At 67.7% G+C, this 15,486-nt stretch carries 18 protein-coding genes and 1 tRNA gene; 15 read left to right on the top strand and 4 right to left on the bottom strand.

The features are described 5' to 3' along the window. Positions 1–10 precede the first annotated feature (10 nt). On the top strand, positions 11–403 hold the full coding sequence (locus ACRAQ3_RS08140; RefSeq protein ID WP_432254268.1) for a DUF4112 domain-containing protein: 393 nt from the start codon (positions 11–13) through the stop codon (positions 401–403). A 45-nt stretch (positions 404–448) separates the two neighbouring features. Here ACRAQ3_RS08140 and ACRAQ3_RS08135 read toward each other — a convergent pair whose 3' ends face one another. Genes ACRAQ3_RS08135 through ACRAQ3_RS08125 form a run of 3 tightly spaced genes read right to left on the bottom strand, consistent with a single transcriptional unit; the run spans position 449 to position 1,895 of the window. Continuing rightward, complete coding sequence (locus tag ACRAQ3_RS08135; protein ID WP_432254267.1) at positions 449–1,024, bottom strand: HD domain-containing protein; 576 nt, start codon at positions 1,022–1,024, stop codon at positions 449–451. Further along, positions 1,021–1,242 carry a hypothetical protein gene (locus ACRAQ3_RS08130; protein ID WP_269397245.1) on the bottom strand — a complete coding sequence of 74 codons (222 nt, stop codon included), beginning with the start codon at positions 1,240–1,242 and terminating at the stop codon, positions 1,021–1,023. Before ACRAQ3_RS08130 ends, ACRAQ3_RS08135 begins: the two co-directional genes overlap by 4 nt. Beyond that, complete coding sequence (locus ACRAQ3_RS08125; RefSeq protein WP_269397246.1) at positions 1,242–1,895, bottom strand: alpha/beta hydrolase; 654 nt, start codon at positions 1,893–1,895, stop codon at positions 1,242–1,244. Before ACRAQ3_RS08125 ends, ACRAQ3_RS08130 begins: the two co-directional genes overlap by 1 nt. A 219-nt stretch (positions 1,896–2,114) precedes the next feature. On the opposite strand from ACRAQ3_RS08125, the gene ACRAQ3_RS08120 reads away from it, so the two are divergent. The 10 genes from ACRAQ3_RS08120 (at position 2,115) to ACRAQ3_RS08075 (ending at position 10,269) form a co-directional block, all read left to right on the top strand. Further along, positions 2,115–2,573 (top strand): Rrf2 family transcriptional regulator, encoded by a 459-nt coding sequence (locus ACRAQ3_RS08120; protein ID WP_085897232.1) that lies wholly within the window; start codon positions 2,115–2,117, stop codon positions 2,571–2,573. Beyond that, the gene (locus ACRAQ3_RS08115) at positions 2,570–3,613 is read left to right on the top strand and encodes a cysteine desulfurase family protein (RefSeq protein WP_432254266.1); all 1,044 of its coding nucleotides are present in this window, start codon (positions 2,570–2,572) and stop codon (positions 3,611–3,613) included. The genes ACRAQ3_RS08120 and ACRAQ3_RS08115 overlap by 4 nt, the downstream gene beginning before the upstream one ends. Before the next feature lie 19 nt (positions 3,614–3,632). Next, the gene (sufB, locus tag ACRAQ3_RS08110; RefSeq protein ID WP_269397248.1) at positions 3,633–5,171 is read left to right on the top strand and encodes a Fe-S cluster assembly protein SufB; all 1,539 of its coding nucleotides are present in this window, start codon (positions 3,633–3,635) and stop codon (positions 5,169–5,171) included. Next, positions 5,171–5,764 carry a hypothetical protein gene (locus ACRAQ3_RS08105; RefSeq protein ID WP_432254265.1) on the top strand — a complete coding sequence of 198 codons (594 nt, stop codon included), beginning with the start codon at positions 5,171–5,173 and terminating at the stop codon, positions 5,762–5,764. Before sufB ends, ACRAQ3_RS08105 begins: the two co-directional genes overlap by 1 nt. A gap of 17 nt (positions 5,765–5,781) precedes the next feature. Beyond that, positions 5,782–6,537 carry a Fe-S cluster assembly ATPase SufC gene (sufC, locus tag ACRAQ3_RS08100; protein ID WP_269397250.1) on the top strand — a complete coding sequence of 252 codons (756 nt, stop codon included), beginning with the start codon at positions 5,782–5,784 and terminating at the stop codon, positions 6,535–6,537. Further along, positions 6,537–7,820 carry a Fe-S cluster assembly protein SufD gene (gene sufD / locus ACRAQ3_RS08095; RefSeq protein WP_432254264.1) on the top strand — a complete coding sequence of 428 codons (1,284 nt, stop codon included), beginning with the start codon at positions 6,537–6,539 and terminating at the stop codon, positions 7,818–7,820. The genes sufC and sufD overlap by 1 nt, the downstream gene beginning before the upstream one ends. Before the next feature lies 1 nt (position 7,821). Then, positions 7,822–8,307 (top strand): hypothetical protein, encoded by a 486-nt coding sequence (locus tag ACRAQ3_RS08090; RefSeq protein WP_432254263.1) that lies wholly within the window; start codon positions 7,822–7,824, stop codon positions 8,305–8,307. Positions 8,308–8,311: 4 nt separating this feature from the next. Further along, positions 8,312–8,905, top strand: a complete 594-nt coding sequence (locus ACRAQ3_RS08085; protein ID WP_432254262.1) for a YIP1 family protein — start codon at positions 8,312–8,314, stop codon at positions 8,903–8,905. Next, complete coding sequence (locus ACRAQ3_RS08080) at positions 8,898–10,118, top strand: cysteine desulfurase (protein ID WP_432254261.1); 1,221 nt, start codon at positions 8,898–8,900, stop codon at positions 10,116–10,118. Before ACRAQ3_RS08085 ends, ACRAQ3_RS08080 begins: the two co-directional genes overlap by 8 nt. Positions 10,119–10,192: 74 nt before the next feature. Next, positions 10,193–10,269 (top strand) — tRNA-Arg (locus tag ACRAQ3_RS08075). Between the two features lie 92 nt (positions 10,270–10,361). Here ACRAQ3_RS08075 and ACRAQ3_RS08070 read toward each other — a convergent pair. Then, positions 10,362–11,258 carry a DMT family transporter gene (locus tag ACRAQ3_RS08070; protein ID WP_432254260.1) on the bottom strand — a complete coding sequence of 299 codons (897 nt, stop codon included), beginning with the start codon at positions 11,256–11,258 and terminating at the stop codon, positions 10,362–10,364. Positions 11,259–11,446: 188 nt separating this feature from the next. On the opposite strand from ACRAQ3_RS08070, the gene bioB reads away from it, so the two are divergent. Genes bioB through bioA form a run of 4 tightly spaced genes read left to right on the top strand, consistent with a single transcriptional unit; the run spans position 11,447 to position 15,484 of the window. Further along, a complete protein-coding gene (gene bioB, locus ACRAQ3_RS08065; RefSeq protein ID WP_432254259.1) occupies positions 11,447–12,424 on the top strand; it encodes a biotin synthase BioB in 978 nt (325 codons plus the stop codon). Beyond that, the gene (locus ACRAQ3_RS08060) at positions 12,421–13,578 is read left to right on the top strand and encodes an aminotransferase class I/II-fold pyridoxal phosphate-dependent enzyme (RefSeq protein WP_432254258.1); all 1,158 of its coding nucleotides are present in this window, start codon (positions 12,421–12,423) and stop codon (positions 13,576–13,578) included. Before bioB ends, ACRAQ3_RS08060 begins: the two co-directional genes overlap by 4 nt. Next, positions 13,575–14,204: a dethiobiotin synthase gene (bioD, locus tag ACRAQ3_RS08055; RefSeq protein WP_432254257.1), complete on the top strand. Its 630-nt coding sequence runs from the start codon at positions 13,575–13,577 to the stop codon at positions 14,202–14,204. The genes ACRAQ3_RS08060 and bioD overlap by 4 nt, the downstream gene beginning before the upstream one ends. Next, positions 14,201–15,484, top strand: a complete 1,284-nt coding sequence (gene bioA, locus ACRAQ3_RS08050) for an adenosylmethionine--8-amino-7-oxononanoate transaminase (protein WP_432254256.1) — start codon at positions 14,201–14,203, stop codon at positions 15,482–15,484. Before bioD ends, bioA begins: the two co-directional genes overlap by 4 nt. Positions 15,485–15,486 lie beyond the last annotated feature (2 nt).

The following is a 15,486-nucleotide window of genomic DNA, read 5'->3' as shown; positions in this document are numbered from 1 at the left end:
GAGCCCGATCATGCCCAAGGATACCACCGGAGCGATCCGCCACGCCGAGGAACTGGCCCGGCTCGACCGTCTCGCGCATCTGATGGATGCGCGGTTCAAGCTGTTCGGCTTTCGCTTCGGCTATGACAGCCTGCTCGGGCTGATCCCGGGCATCGGCGACACTATTTCGCTGGCGCCCTCGGCCTGGCTGGTCTGGCGCGCGCATCAGCTCGGCGTGCCGAAGCGCAAGATCGGCCGGATGGCGGTGAATACCGGGGTCGATTACGTGGTGGGCTCGATCCCGGTGATCGGCGACCTCGTCGATTTCGGCTTCAAGGCGAACCTGCGCAACGCGGCGATCCTGCGCGAGCATCTGGAGCGCGAGGCCGGGGCGGGGATGCGCGACGTGACGCCGCGTAGCTGAGCCCGGCCGTGAAGTTCGAGTTTTTACAAGACGGTATGGAGGCGTTCAGCGCCCGTCGAACCAGGCGTCGATGCGGGATCTGAGCCCGGTCCAGATCGCCGGCGCGCCACGCGTGACCTTGCTGCCGACGCGTGTTTCCAACTGTTCCGGCGTGACGTTGTATTCGGGCCATGTGCCGCCATCGGTGGCGAGGTTCGACAGCACCGGCTGCACCCGGTCGATCGACTTGGCGAAGATCGCGTCGTCGGTCTCGGCGGCTTCGAACTCTTCCCAGATCGCGCGCATCTCGGCGCGCTGATCCTCGGGCAAAAGCCCGAAAATCCGCTCGGCCGCGGCCTGTTCGAGCGCTTCCTGCCGTGCCGGGTCGTGGTCGCCATGGATCGGCGCGTCGCCCGCGTCGATCTCGACCAGATCATGCAGGAGCAGCATCGTCATGACCCGCGACACGTCGACGGGGCGCGCGGCGTGCTCGGACAGCACCAGCGCGTGCAGCATCACGTGCCAGCTGTGCTCGGCCGAGTTCTCGCGACGCGAGCGGTCGTGCAGGCTGGTGGCGCGCAGCACCGATTTCAGCCGGTCGGCCTCCGCGAGGAAGGCCAGCTGCGCGTCGAGGCGGCTCATGCGCGGGGGCCGCGGCGCAGCCGTTCGTCGAGATGTCGCCGCGCCCTCTGTTCGGCGAGGCGCACGCGCACCGCCGTCAGGAACGCCTCCTGCACCGTGGTGGAGGAGGCGCCCAGCTCGTCGGAAACCTCGGAAATCACCTTGTCGTCGCCGAGCCTCTCGGCGGCGGCGATGGCATCGCGCGCCAGCGCGTCGGCGAGATCCTCGGTGATGCCCATCAGCGGGTATTCTCGGTCAGCCGCCGCCCGACATAGCCCTTCACCGAGCCGATGAGGGTGTCCATATGCGGGTCCTCGAAGAAGTGCCCGGCACCCTCGATCACCTCGTGGGTGATGGTGATGCCCTTCTGGTCGTGCAGCTTGTTGACGAGGCCCACCGTGTCGGCGGGCGGGGCCACGCGGTCTGCCGAGCCGTTGATGATCAGCCCCGATGAGGGGCAGGGCGCCAGGAACGAGAAATCGTACATGTTGGCTAGCGGCGCCACCGACACGAAGCCGGTGATCTCTGGGCGGCGCATCAGCAGCTGCATGCCGATCCAGGCCCCGAAGGAGAAGCCCGCGACCCAGCAATGCTTGGCGTTGTTGTTCATCGACTGCAGGTAGTCGAGCGCCGAGGCGGCATCGGAGAGTTCGCCCACGCCCTGGTCGTATTCGCCCTGGCTGCGGCCGACGCCACGGAAATTGAAGCGCAGCACCGTGAAGCCCATCTCGTAGAAGGCATAGTGCAGGTTGTACACGACCCGGTTGTTCATCGTGCCGCCGAACTGCGGATGCGGATGCAACACGATGGCGATCGGCGCATCGCGGTCTTTCTGCGGGTGGTAGCGGCCTTCGAGCCGGCCCTCGGGGCCGGGGAAGATGACTTCGGGCATGGACGTCCCTTGCGGCTGCGGTGCCTGTGACAGTTTCTTGACAGAAACCATCGGGCACCTTAGAACGGTTCTAACTCCGAAAGCGGTTGCGTCGGAGCGGCTGTTGGGAGTTAACCAGACCCCCCAGCGGCGTCAATGAGAATGCCCTTTCCAGAGGGTGAGAATGCCCCGACGGGGGGTGGCAATGCCCCAGCGGGTGTCGGAACGGAGCGGTACGCGATGAAGCTGTCGACCAAGGGGCGCTATGCCATGGTGGCGCTGGCCGACATGGCTCTCCAGCCTGCGGGCACGCTGATCACGCTCGGAGAGATCTCCAAGCGTCAGGACATCTCGCTCCCCTATCTCGAACAGCTTTTCGTCAAGCTGCGGCGCGACGGTCTGGTCGAGTCGGTGCGCGGGCCGGGTGGCGGCTATCGTCTGGCGCGGCCGTCTTCCGAGATCCGCGTGGTCGAGATCCTCGCCGCGGTCGACGAGACGGTGAGTGCCATGCACAAGGGCGCGGGCGCCTCCGGCGGCGCCTCTGGCAGCCGCGCCCAATCCCTGACCAACCGGTTGTGGGAGGGGCTGTCGGCGCATGTCTACGTGTTCCTGCACCAGACCCGGCTTTCGGACGTGACCTGCAACGGTCTCGCGCCTTGTCCCGCCGTGCCGAACCTGTTCCAGGTGGTGGACGGATGAGCCGGATCTATCTCGATCACAACGCCACCGCGCCGCTGCGGGCGGAAGCGCGCGAGGCGATGCTCGCGGCGATGGAGGTCACGGGCAACCCGTCCTCGGTGCATGCCGAGGGCCGCGCCGCGAAGGCGATCGTCGAACGCGCCCGCGCCGAGATCGCCGAGGCGGCGGGCGCCGCCGCGGCCGATATCGTCTTCGTTTCCGGCGCCACCGAGGCGGCGGCTCTGGCGCTCGAGGGGCGCGATCTCGACGGTGCGGCGGTCGAGCATGATGCCGTCGCGGCATGGGTCTCGGACGCGCTGCCGGTGGACCGGCAGGGCCATGTCGAGGTGGCCGAGCCCGGCCGCGCGGTGCTGCAGCTTGCCAATTCCGAGACCGGCGTGCTGCAGGATCTGCCCCGGGGCCTCGCCTTGTCGGACATCACGCAGGGCTTCGGCCGCGTGCCCTTCGCCTTTGACTGGTCGGGGCTCGACATGGCGATCCTTTCGGCCCACAAGTTCGGCGGCCCCAAGGGGATCGGCGTGCTGATCCTCAGGCGCGGCACCGATCTGGCGGCGCGGATCAGAGGCGGCGGGCAGGAGATGGGCCGCCGCGCCGGCACCGAGAACGTGATCGGCATCGCCGGCATGGCGGCGGCGGCCAAGGCCGCGCAGCGCGATCTCGAAACCGGTGTCTGGGACAGGGTTTCAACCCTGCGCGACAAGTTGGAAGGGGCGGTGGAAAACGCCGCGCCCGATCTTATCTTTGCGGGCAGAGGCGCCGCGCGTCTGCCCAATACGAGCTGCTTCGCGGCCCGGGGCTGGAAGGGCGAGACCCAGGTGATGGCGATGGACCTCGCCGGGATCGCGATCTCCGCCGGATCGGCCTGTTCGAGCGGCAAGGTGCGCGCCAGCCGGGTGCTCACCGCAATGGGATACGACAGCGAGCTGGCAGGATCGGCGATCCGCGTCTCGCTCGGAGTGGAAACGACCGAGGACGAGGTTTCGCGTTTCGCGGAGGCCTGGAGCTCGGCCTACAGGAAAATGCGCGCCCGCGCGGCGTGAGATGGAAAAGGAGACCGTCATGGCGATCCTCGAGCAGGACATGACCAAGGAAGCCAAGGAAGGCGTCGACCAGGAGACCGTCGATGCCGTGGCCAAGCTCTCGGGCACCTACAAGCACGGCTGGAACACCGAGATCGAGATGGATTACGCCCCAAAGGGCGTGAATCCCGACATCGTGCGGCTGATCTCGGAGAAGAACGAAGAGCCCGAGTGGATGACCGAATGGCGTCTGCAGGCCTTCGCGCGCTGGGAAAAGCTCGACGAGCCGAACTGGGCGATGGTCAACTACCCCAAGATCGATTTCCAGGACATCTTCTACTACGCGCGCCCCAAGAGCATGGAGGTGAAGCCGAAATCGCTCGACGAGGTCGATCCCAAGCTGCTCGAGACCTACAAGAAGCTCGGCATCCCGCTGAAGGAACAGATGATCCTCGCCGGCGTCGAGGGCGCCGAGAACGCCGCCCCCGCCGATGGCGAGCGCAAGGTCGCCGTCGACGCGGTGTTCGACAGCGTCTCGGTCGGCACGACCTTCCAGAAGGAGCTGGAAAAGGCGGGCGTGATCTTCTGCTCGATCTCCGAGGCGATCCGCGAGCATCCCGAGCTGGTGAAGAAGTATCTCGGCACCGTGGTGCCGCAGTCCGACAACTTCTACGCGACGCTGAACTCGGCCGTGTTCTCGGACGGCTCCTTCGTCTACGTGCCGCCGGGCGTGCGCTGCCCGATGGAGCTCTCGACCTATTTCCGCATCAATGCCGAAAACACCGGCCAGTTCGAGCGGACGCTGATCATCGCCGACAAGGGCTCCTACGTGTCCTACCTCGAAGGCTGCACCGCGCCCAAGCGTGACACCGCGCAGCTGCACGCGGCCGTGGTGGAGATCATCGTCGAAGAAGACGCCGAGGTGAAATACTCCACGGTGCAGAACTGGTATCCGGGCGACGAGGACGGCAAGGGCGGCATCTACAACTTCGTCACCAAGCGCGCCGATTGCCGTGGCGACCGGGCCAAGGTGATGTGGACGCAGGTGGAAACCGGCTCCGCCGTGACCTGGAAGTACCCGTCCTGCATCCTGCGCGGCGATGACAGCCAAGGCGAATTCTACTCGATCGCCATCGCCAACAACCACCAGCAGGCCGATACCGGCACCAAGATGGTCCATCTGGGCAAGCGCACCAAGTCGCGCATCGTCTCCAAGGGCATCTCGGCCGGTCAGGCGCAGAACACCTATCGCGGCCTCGTCTCGATGCACCCCAAGGCCAAGGAAAGCCGCAACTACACCCAGTGCGACAGCCTTCTGATCGGCGACAAGTGCGGGGCGCACACCGTCCCCTATATCGAGGTCAAGAACAACTCGTCCCGCGTCGAACACGAGGCGACCACCTCGAAGGTCGATGACGAGCAGCTGTTCTACTGTCGCCAGCGCGGTATGGACGAGGAGGAGGCGGTGGCCCTCGTGGTCAACGGCTTCTGCAAGGAGGTGCTGCAGGCGCTGCCGATGGAATTCGCCATGGAAGCGCAGAGCCTCGTCGCGATCTCGCTGGAAGGCTCGGTCGGCTGATGGATCTGGTCGCGCCCCCGGACTTCGCCTTTCCGGAGGCGGAGGCCCGCGCCCTTGGCGCGGCTTATGAGGGTGCGACCGCGATCCTCGAATACGGCTCGGGCGGCTCGACCGCGATGGCGGCGCTGCTGCCGGGACGGACCGTCTTCGCCGTCGAGAGCGACCGCGCCTATATCGCGGAGCTGAACCGCTGGTTCGAGGCCAGCCCGCCGGAGGCCACGGTGCATCTGCATCACGGCGATATCGGCCCCACGGGCAAGTGGGGCCAGCCGGCGGACGAGGCCGCGACCTGGCGGCGGTTCCACCGCTACCCGACCACGGTCTGGGATCGCGACGATTTCGTCCATCCCGACGTGGTGCTGGTCGACGGGCGGTTTCGCGCGGCCTGTTTCCTGACCACGCTGTTCCGGATCACCCGTCCGGTGCGGCTGTTCTTCGACGATTATGCCGAGCGACCGATCTATCACGAGGTCGAACGTTACGGCGCCCCGGTGGCGATGCATGGCCGGATGGCCGAGTTCGCCCTCGACCCCACACCGATCCCGGCGGACGACCTGACCTGGATCCTTGAGACATTCACCCGCAGGAAGTGATGCGGAAGGAGAAATAAATGCTGAAGATCAAAGACCTGAAGGTCAAACTTGAAGAAGAGGACAAGCAGATCCTGAAGGGCGTCGACCTCGAGGTCGGCGCGGGTCAGGTACATGCGATCATGGGGCCGAACGGCTCGGGCAAGTCGACGCTGTCCTACGTGCTGTCGGGCCGCGATGGCTATGAAGTGACCGAAGGCTCGGCCGAGCTGGAAGGCATCGACCTCCTCGACATGGAGCCCGAGGAGCGCGCTGCCGCCGGTCTCTTCCTCGCGTTCCAGTACCCGGTCGAGATTCCGGGCGTCGGCAACATGACCTTCCTGCGCACCGCCTACAACGCGCAGCGCAAGGCGCGCGGCGAGGAGGAGGCCTCGGCGGCCGAGTTCCTCAAGATCGTGCGCGAGAAGGCCAAGGACCTGAAGATCGACGCCGAGATGCTGAAGCGTCCCGTCAATGTCGGCTTCTCTGGCGGTGAGAAGAAGCGCAACGAGATCCTGCAGATGGCGGTACTCGAGCCGAAGATGTGCATCCTCGACGAGACCGACTCGGGCCTCGACGTCGACGCGATGAAACTCGTCTCCGACGGCGTCAACGCGCTGCGCAACGAGGGCCGCAGCTTCCTCGTGATCACCCACTACCAGCGCCTGCTCGATCACATCACGCCGGATGTCGTCCACATCATGGCGAACGGCCGCATCGTGAAGTCGGGCGGTCCCGAGCTGGCGCTCGAGGTCGAGAAGAACGGCTATGCCGACCTGATGGACGAGGTGCAGTAATGGCGCTCGCACAAGCGAAATCCGACGCCACCGAGGCGCGCCTGTCGGGGATGCAGATCCCCGAGGGCGGCGCGGGCTGGGCGCGCGAAGCGCGGCAGGATGCGCTGGACCGCCTGACCGGCATGGGGCTGCCCCAGCGCCGCGACGAATACTGGCGCTTCACCAACCCGGCGGAGTTCCTGAAGCCCGAGACGCCGCGCGCCGAGATCGCGCTCGACGCGCCGGGCTTCGATGACACGGACGTCCTTCGTGTGGTCTTCACCGATGGCGTGTTCGACGCCGACGCCTCCGACGCGCTGTCGCAGGAAGGTCTGGAGATCGAGCGCTTTGCTGACGCCGTGACCAAGGACATCCATTGGATCAAGGGTTTGCTGGGCGTTCTTGAGACGGCCGGCCAAGATCGCGTCGATCGGCCCTTCGCCACGTTCAACACCGCCTTCGCCGAGGACGGCGTGGTACTGCGCGCCACCGGCAAGGTGTCGAAGCCCGTGCATGTCGAGTATCGCCGTTCGGACGATACGGCCGAGGCGGTGCTGCGGCACATGGTGCGCGTCGAAGACGGCGCCGAACTGACGCTTCTGGAAAGCGGTGTCGGGGCCTCGCGGCTCAACACCGGCATGGAAGTGGACATCGCCGATCGCGGGGTGTTCCACCATGTGCGGATGCAGGGCCGTGACCACGAGCGTCGCGCCGCCACCCATGTCTTCGCGCGGTTGGGCGAAGAGAGCACCTTCAAGAGCTTCACGCTTTCGCTCAATGGCATGATGACCCGCAACGAGGTGATCATCACGCTCAAGGGCGACGACGCGGTGGCGCATGTGGCCGGGGCCGCGCTTGGCGACGGGCGCGATTTCCACCACGACGATACCGTGTTCATCACCCATGACGCGGTGAACTGCGAAAGCCGTCAGGTGTTCAAGAAGGTGCTTCGGAACGGCGCCACCGGCGTGTTCCAGGGCAAGATCCTCGTGCAGCCGGACGCGCAGAAGACCGATGGCTACCAGATCAGCCAGTCGCTGCTGCTGGACGAGGACGCCAACTTCCTCGCCAAGCCGGAGCTGGAGATCTATGCCGACGACGTGCAGTGCAGCCACGGCTCGACCTCGGGTGCGATCGACGAAACGGCGCTGTTCTACCTGAAGTCGCGCGGTATCCCCGAGGACAAGGCGCAGGACCTGCTGGTTCTGGCCTTCGTTGCCGAGGCGCTGGCCGAGATCGAGGACGAGGATCTGGCCGAGACGCTGCGCACGCAGCTCGCGGGCTGGCTCGAGCGGCGCCGCTGAGATGGCGGTGTCCTCGGACATCCTGAGGACCTGGCGCCACCCGCGCCGGGTCGTGGCCGACCTGCTCGACCAGGGGCGGCGCGAGGATCGGGCCATCGCCTTCCTGATGGCGGGCTGCGGGCTGATCTTCGTGGCGCAATGGCCGCGTCTGGCGCGGGTGGCGCATGAGACCGGTGACGAGCTGTCGAAGCTCGTCGCCTACGAGCTTGTGGCCTGGATCTTCTTCTGGCCATTGATGTTCTATGCCATCGCGGGGCTGAGCTTTCTCGCCCTGCGGTTCGCGGGACGCGGGATCTCCGCCTTCTCGGCGCGGCTGGCGCTGTTCTGGGCCTTTCTCGCGGCAACCCCGGCTGGGCTTCTCTACGGGCTGCAGACCGGCCTGAACGGGTTCGGCCCGGGCGCTCAACTCGTGGGTGCGATTTGGATCGCCGCCTTTTTCTGGTTCTGGGCGCAGGGTCTGCGCGCCGCCGTCACGGGGCGGGGCTGAGACCATGTGGAGCTATCTGACGGATCTTTTGCGGCTGAGCCTGCGCGCCCCGGCCGAGGCCGCGGCGCGGCTCCTGCGCGGGTTTCCCGGTTCGACCGCCACCTGGCAGGCCTTGGTGCTCGTCACTTGCGTCAGCGTCGTGGTGACCGCGCTCATCCAGGGCGCGATGCCGGTGATGCCCATGGACACCGAGGGCGCGTTCGGCCTGTCGCCCTTTGGCTATGCCGGGCTTCTCGGGGCGTCTCTGGTGCTGCTCGCCGGCGGCGTGACCGCCACGGGCCGGTTGCTGGGCGGTGTCGGGAGTTTCGGACCCGCCTTGGCGCTCGTGGTCTGGCTCGAGGTGCTGGCCATGGCGTTGCGGCTGGTGCAGGGCGTGCTGATCCTGGTGCTGCCGCCGCTTGCGGGTCTGGTCGGGCTGGCCGGGCTGGTCTGGCTGTTCTGGTGCCTCGCGCGCTTCGTTCAAGTGCTGCACGGTTTTCGCAGCGTCGGCCGCGCCACGGTGGCGCTGTTCCTTGCCTTCATCGCCATCGGCACGGCGCTCGCGCTGCTGCTGGCGCTCACCGGGCTGACCGCCCAGGGAGGACTGACCAATGTATGATGTCGAAGAGATCAGGGCCCAGTTCCCGATCCTCTCGCGCGAGATCAACGGCGTGCCGCTGGTCTATCTCGACAACGGCGCCTCGGCGCAGAAGCCGCAGGTGGTGATCGACGCGATCACCCGCGGCTATGCGCATGAATACTCCAACGTGCATCGCGGGCTGCACACGCTTTCGACCATCTCGACTGAGAGATACGAGGGCACCCGCGACGTGGTGCGCAAGTTTCTCGGCGCGGCGAGCCAGGAGGAGATCATCCTCAACACCGGCACCACCGAGGGCATCAACATGGTCGCCCATGGCTGGGCGATGCCGCGCATGGAGCCCGGCGACGAGATCGTGCTGTCGATCATGGAGCATCACGCCAACATCGTGCCGTGGCACTTCCTGCGCGAGCGGCAGGGCGTGGTGATCAAGTGGGTGGACGTGGATGCCAATGGCGACCTCGACCCGCAGGCGGTGATCGACGCGATCGGGCCGAAGACGAAGCTGGTCGCCATCACCCACATGTCCAATGTGCTGGGCACGGTGGTCGACGTGAAGGCGATCTGCGACGGCGCGCATGCAAAGGGCGTGCCGGTGCTGGTCGACGGCAGCCAGGCGGCGGTGCACATACCGGTCGACGTGCAGGAGATCGGCTGCGATTTCTATGCGATCACCGGTCACAAGCTCTATGGCCCCTCGGGCTCTGGCGCGATCTATGTTCGCCGCGAGCGCATGGCCGAGATGCGCCCCTTCATGGGCGGCGGCGACATGATCGATCAGGTCACGCGCGACACGGTCACCTACAACGTGCCGCCGATGAAGTTTGAGGCCGGCACGCCCTCGATCGTCTCGACCATCGGCATGGGGGTGGCCCTGGACTGGATGATGGGCGTGGGGATGGAGAACATCGCCGCGCATGAGCGGCGCCTGCGCGACCATGCGATCGGCCGGTTCAAGGGGCTGAACTGGCTCGACATCCAGGGCAAATCGGCCGGGAAGGGCGCGATCTTCTCGCTGACCATCGAGGGCGGCGCGCATGCGCACGACATCTCGACCGTTCTGGACAAGAAGGGCATCGCGGTGCGCGCGGGCACCCATTGCGCGATGCCGTTGATGGCGCATCTTGGCCTCGGCGCCACCTGCCGCGCCTCCTTCGGTCTCTACAACACCGAAGCCGAGATCGACCGCCTGGTCGAGGCGCTTGAGCTGTGCCACGAGCTCTTCGCCTGAGCATCGCTTGACGCGGGGGCGGGTGCGAAAAGCCGTTGCGCCCGCTCCCGCTTTCCCCTATCGATCCCGCATCGGCACCCGTAGCTCAGCTGGATAGAGCGCTGCCCTCCGAAGGCAGAGGCCAGAGGTTCGAATCCTCTCGGGTGCGCCATTTTCCCTTTCTGCCGTGAGACAAGCCGCTGCTAAGCGGGTCGATCGTCGAACGCTGTTCGATGCGTCGCGGCCCGGCTGCTTCGGATCTACCTAGGCGTTAGTCGGGCGCCGCGCTTCGGCTCGAATGTTCAGGTAGTTGCCGCCGAGGATCAGCATGGCGCCGATCAGCATCAGCGGGCCGACGGGTTCGCCGTAGAGCACCAGCCCGATCATCGCAATGACAGGCAGGCGAAGGAAGTCGAACGGCATCACCAGCGTCGCGGGAGCGAGGCGCAGCGCGTTGGCGATGCAGAAATGCGCGCCGAGACCAGCCGCGGCGATCACGCCGATCCAGGGCAGAGTCGACTGCGACGGGGCGGCGATGGCGCCATCGACCCCGGCGCAGGCCAAGCCGAGCACCGTCTGGCTCGCGGTCATCCACCATAGGATGCAGGCCACCGGGGCCTCCGCCGTGAGACGCCGGGTCAGCATGTAGGTCAAGGCAAATCCCACGGCGCAGCCCGCCGCGGCCAGAAGCGCGGGGCTGAGCGGCGCGGCGCCGGGACGCGCGACCATCACGATCCCGATAAAGCCGAGGATCGCCGCGATGGCGCGCGGCCGCGTCAGCCTTTCGCCCAGAAGCAGCGGCGACAGCACCAGCACCCAGAGCGGTGCGGTGAATTCGAAGGCGAAGACCTGCGCCAAGGGCAGCGAAGCGAGGGCATAGAACCACAGGTTCTGGGCGCTGAAATGGGCGATGTTGCGTGCCAGATGCAGGCCGGGGCGGCGCGGCGTCATCTCGTGCCAGCGATGCCCGAGGCTCAGGACGAGGGCGACGATCGCCATGCCGATCAGCGACCGCCACGCCATGATCTCGAAGGTGTCGAGCTCGATCGACACGGCCCGGCCGGCAATCGCCATCGAGGTGAAGGCCGCCACGGCGCCCATCATCCAGAGGGCGGCATAGAGCGGCGCGGTGCGCGATGGCCGGGCGATGCTGGGGGTCATCTCCGCGTGCTCCTCAACCGCAGCGTGGGTCCTCGCGCTTCACTAGCGCAGGCCGTAGGGCTTTCCCAGCGCCACCATTACGCGCCACGACGGGCAGGGCGCCGGGGTGCTGCGGGTCGAACCCGTTTGACCCGCAGCACAGGGGGGCCTAGAAGTCGGCAACACTTCCGAGAAGAGCGGGAACTGCCTTGACCGACGCCAGCCCCATCCGCCACGACTGGACCCGCGCCGAGGCGCAGGCGATCTTCGACCAGCCGTTCAACGACCTGCTGTTCCAGGCGCAGACCGTGCATCGGCAGAACTTCGACCCCAACAAGGTTCAGCGCAGCCGGCTGTCGAACATCAAGACCGGCGGTTGCGCCGAGGATTGCGCCTATTGCAGCCAGTCGGCCCGCAACGGCTCGCATCTACCGGCCTCGAAGCTGATCGAGGTCGAGCGCGTGCTCTCCGAGGCGCGCCGCGCCAAGGAGCAGGGCTCGACCCGCTTCTGCATGGGCGCGGCCTGGCGCTCGCCCAAGGAGCGCGACATGGACCAGCTGGTCGCCATGGTCGAGGGCGTGCGCGCCATGGGCATGGAAACCTGCATGACGCTGGGCATGCTGGACGACGACCAAGTGATCCGGCTCAAGGGCGCGGGGCTCGACTACTACAACCACAACATCGACACCTCCGAGCGCTATTACCCCGAGGTGATCACCACCCGGACCTTTGCCGACCGGATCGACACGCTCAACCGCGTGCGCGAGGCCGGGATCAAGGTCTGCTCCGGCGGCATCCTCGGCATGGGCGAGACCGAGATGGACCGGATCGACATGCTGCTGGCCCTCGCCAATCTCGAAGAGCATCCCGACAGCGTACCGATCAACCAGCTGATGCCGATGCCCGACACGCCGCTCGCCGATGCCGAGCCGGTCGACGGGATCGACTTCGTCCGCGTCATCGCGCTGGCGCGCATCCTGATGCCCAAGGCGCATCTGCGGCTCTCGGCCGGGCGCACCGCGATGAGCGAGGAGACGCAGGCGCTGTGCTTCTTCGCGGGCGCCAACTCGATCTTCTCGGGCGACGTGCTGCTCACCGCCGAGAACCCGGGCGAGGACAAGGATTCCGTCCTGTTCGGACGGCTCGGGCTGGAGCCGATGGAACTGGGCGAGACCGGGGCGCGATGAGCGCGGCGGCCTCACGGGGCCGCCCCGGCTTTCCGCGCCACGCCGAGGCGCTCGAAGCGCTCGGCGCGCGCGGCCGCAGGCGGGCGCTGATGCCCCGTGCGGGGCGGGACTTTTCCTCGAACGACTACCTCGGGCTGGCGAGTTCCGAGATGCTGCGCGCGGCGGCGCGCGCGGCGCTGGACCGGGGCGTGGCCACAGGTTCCGGCGGCTCGCGGCTGTTGCGCGGCAACGACGTAGAGCACGCGGCATTGGAGGAAGAGGCGGCGGCGTTCTTCGGAGCGCCGGCGGCGCTCTACATGGGGGCGGGGTTTCCCGGCAACGTGGCGATCTTCTCGAGCCTGCCGATGCAGGGCGATCTCGTGCTGCACGACGCGCTGGTCCATGCCAGCGCCCATGACGGAATGCGTCTCGGCCGGGCCGAGACGCAGAGCTTTGTTCATAACGACGCCGACGCCGCACGCGACGCACTACGGGCTTGGCGCGCCGCCGGCGGTACCGGCCGGGCGTGGATCGCCTGCGAGAGCCTCTATTCGATGGAAGGTGATCTCGCGCCGCTCGATGACCTCGCCGCCGTCGCGGCCGAAGACGGCGCGGTGCTGGTTGTCGACGAGGCGCATGCGACCGGGCTTTACGGCGCGCAGGGGCAGGGCCGGGCGCACGGGCTCGACCCTTCGGTCGATCTGGTCAGCCTGCACACCTGCGGCAAGGCGCTCGGCGGGGCCGGCGGGCTGATCTGCGGCGATCCGGTGCTGATCGACACGCTGGTCAACCGCGCCCGCAACTTCATCTTCTCGACCGCGCCATCGCCGCTCGACGCCGCTGTCATGCGCGCGGCGCTGCGGCTGGTCGCGGAGCGGCCCGAGCTGCGCGAGGCGGCCTGGCGCAGCATCAGCCACGCGCATGAGGCCGCGCGACTCGGTGGCCTCGGCGCATTCGGAACGCAGATCCTGCCGGTGCTGATCGGCGACGATGCCGAGGCGCTGGCGCTGGCCCAAGCCTTGCAGGCGCGCGGCCACGACGTGCGCGCGATCCGCCCGCCCACCGTGCCGCGCGGCACGGCACGGCTGCGCGTCTCGATCACCCCCAATGTCAGCACGGACGAGATCGACGCGCTCTTCGCCGATCTCGCGGACATCCGAAAGGCCGCCGCATGAAACCGATCGTCGTCACCGGCACCGATACCGGCATCGGCAAGACCGTGGTCTCGGCGGGCCTCGTCCAGGCCCTCGGCGCGCATTACTGGAAGCCGGTGCAGTCGGGCCTCGAGGAGGAGACCGACAGCGAGATCGTGGCGCGGCTCGCCGGTGCGCCGGTGCTGCCAGAGGCGGTGCGGCTCGAACTCCCGGCCAGCCCGCATATCTCGGCCGAGGCCGAAGGGGTGCGGATCGACGTCGAGGCGCTGAGGCTGCCCGACACCCCCCGGCCGCTGGTGGTCGAGGGGGCGGGCGGGCTGATGGTGCCGCTCGACGACCGAACCACCTTCCTCGATCTCTTTGCCCGCTGGGGCGCGCCGGTGGTGCTGGTCGCGCGCACAGCGCTCGGGACCATCAACCATTCGCTGCTGTCGCTGGCGGCGCTGCGCGGGGCCGGGGTGCCCGTGGCCGGGGTGATCTTTTCGGGCGAGGCCGCGCCCCGCGTCGAGCGCACCATCGCCGAGATGGGCGAGGTGACGCATCTGGGCCGGGTCGGGCCGCTCGATCCGCTCGATGGCGACGGCCTGCGGGATGCCTTCGCGGCGATCGACATGGCCGCGATCCGCCGCGCGATGGAGGCGGCATGACCGACGCCGATTTCGACCGCCGCCATTTGTGGCATCCCTATACCAACGTCATGGCGCCGGGTCCGACCTACATGGTCGAGCGCGCCGAAGGGGCGTGGATCACGCTCGACGACGGCACGCGGATGATCGATGCCATGTCGTCGTGGTGGTGCGCGATCCACGGCCATCGGCACCCCGCGATCACGGCGGCGATGAAGGCACAGATCGACCGGCTGCCGCATGTGATGTTCGGCGGGCTCACCCATCGCCCGGCGGTCGAGCTGGGGCGCCGCCTGGTCGAGATGACGCCCGAGGGGCTCGACCACGTGTTCTACTGCGACAGCGGCTCGGTCGCGGTCGAGGTGGCGATGAAGATGGCGGTGCAGCACCAGCTCGCCGCCGGAAATCCGGGCCGCACACGCTTTGCCACGCCGCGCGGCGGCTATCACGGCGATACCTGGAAGGCGATGAGCGTCTGCGACCCGGTGAACGGCATGCACCACCTGTTCGAGGGGGCGCTCAACATCCAGTATTTCGTACCGCAGCCGCCGGTGACCATGTCTGAGGACTGGCCCGAGGACGACGAGGCCAACGGCGTCGCGGGCCTGTCGCGGCTGCTGCACGAGCATGGCGACCAGATCGCCGGGCTGATCCTGGAGCCGGTGGTACAGGGGGCGGGGGGCATGCGCTTCTACCACCCCGAGTATCTGCGCCGGGCGCGCAAGCTCTGCGACGAGCTGGGGATCCTGCTGATCTTCGACGAGATCGCCACCGGCTTCGGTCGGACCGGCGCGCTGTTCGCGGCCGATCTGGCCGGGGTCACCCCGGACATCATGTGCCTGGGCAAGGCGCTGACCGGCGGGCACCTGTCCTTTGCCGCGGTGATGGCCTCGGGCGAAGTGGCGCGGCGCATCGGCTCCGGTAAGCCGGGGCTCTTCATGCACGGGCCCACCTTCATGGGCAATCCGCTCGCCTGTGCCGCCGCCTGCGCCAGCCTCGACCTGATGGCGGATGGCGAATGGCGCGACCGCGTGGCGGGCATCGCCTGGCAGATGGAGGCCGAGCTCGCGCCAGCGAGATCGCTTCCGGGCGTCGCGGATGTCCGGGTGCTGGGCGCGATCGCGGTGATCGAGATGGACCACGAGGTCAGCGCCGACCGCGCGCATCCGGTATCGCGCGAAACCGGGGTCTGGCTGCGGCCCTTCGGGCGCAACATCTATGCCATGCCGCCCTACGTCCTGTCGCCGGAAGAGGTCGGGCAGGTGAGTGCCGCGATGATCCGCCTGGCGGAGATCCTCTAGGC

It is taken from the genome of Limimaricola sp. AA108-03, from assembly GCF_050847355.1.
GTDB lineage: Bacteria > Pseudomonadota > Alphaproteobacteria > Rhodobacterales > Rhodobacteraceae > Limimaricola.
This window is presented reverse-complemented; position numbering and strand designations above follow the sequence as displayed.

What these genes read in the sequence shown, in the direction of transcription:
- ACRAQ3_RS08140 (WP_432254268.1), top strand. Translation starts at nt 11, where the DNA reads ATGCCCAAGGATACCACCGGAGCGATCCGCCACGCCGAGGAACTGGCC.
- ACRAQ3_RS08135 (WP_432254267.1), bottom strand. Translation starts at nt 1,024, where the DNA reads ATGAGCCGCCTCGACGCGCAGCTGGCCTTCCTCGCGGAGGCCGACCGG.
- ACRAQ3_RS08130 (WP_269397245.1), bottom strand. Translation starts at nt 1,242, where the DNA reads ATGGGCATCACCGAGGATCTCGCCGACGCGCTGGCGCGCGATGCCATC.
- ACRAQ3_RS08125 (WP_269397246.1), bottom strand. Translation starts at nt 1,895, where the DNA reads ATGCCCGAAGTCATCTTCCCCGGCCCCGAGGGCCGGCTCGAAGGCCGC.
- ACRAQ3_RS08120 (WP_085897232.1), top strand. Translation starts at nt 2,115, where the DNA reads ATGAAGCTGTCGACCAAGGGGCGCTATGCCATGGTGGCGCTGGCCGAC.
- ACRAQ3_RS08115 (WP_432254266.1), top strand. Translation starts at nt 2,570, where the DNA reads ATGAGCCGGATCTATCTCGATCACAACGCCACCGCGCCGCTGCGGGCG.
- sufB (WP_269397248.1), top strand. Translation starts at nt 3,633, where the DNA reads ATGGCGATCCTCGAGCAGGACATGACCAAGGAAGCCAAGGAAGGCGTC.
- ACRAQ3_RS08105 (WP_432254265.1), top strand. Translation starts at nt 5,171, where the DNA reads ATGGATCTGGTCGCGCCCCCGGACTTCGCCTTTCCGGAGGCGGAGGCC.
- sufC (WP_269397250.1), top strand. Translation starts at nt 5,782, where the DNA reads ATGCTGAAGATCAAAGACCTGAAGGTCAAACTTGAAGAAGAGGACAAG.
- sufD (WP_432254264.1), top strand. Translation starts at nt 6,537, where the DNA reads ATGGCGCTCGCACAAGCGAAATCCGACGCCACCGAGGCGCGCCTGTCG.
- ACRAQ3_RS08090 (WP_432254263.1), top strand. Translation starts at nt 7,822, where the DNA reads ATGGCGGTGTCCTCGGACATCCTGAGGACCTGGCGCCACCCGCGCCGG.
- ACRAQ3_RS08085 (WP_432254262.1), top strand. Translation starts at nt 8,312, where the DNA reads ATGTGGAGCTATCTGACGGATCTTTTGCGGCTGAGCCTGCGCGCCCCG.
- ACRAQ3_RS08080 (WP_432254261.1), top strand. Translation starts at nt 8,898, where the DNA reads ATGTATGATGTCGAAGAGATCAGGGCCCAGTTCCCGATCCTCTCGCGC.
- ACRAQ3_RS08070 (WP_432254260.1), bottom strand. Translation starts at nt 11,258, where the DNA reads ATGACCCCCAGCATCGCCCGGCCATCGCGCACCGCGCCGCTCTATGCC.
- ACRAQ3_RS08060 (WP_432254258.1), top strand. Translation starts at nt 12,421, where the DNA reads ATGAGCGCGGCGGCCTCACGGGGCCGCCCCGGCTTTCCGCGCCACGCC.
- bioD (WP_432254257.1), top strand. Translation starts at nt 13,575, where the DNA reads ATGAAACCGATCGTCGTCACCGGCACCGATACCGGCATCGGCAAGACC.
- bioA (WP_432254256.1), top strand. Translation starts at nt 14,201, where the DNA reads ATGACCGACGCCGATTTCGACCGCCGCCATTTGTGGCATCCCTATACC.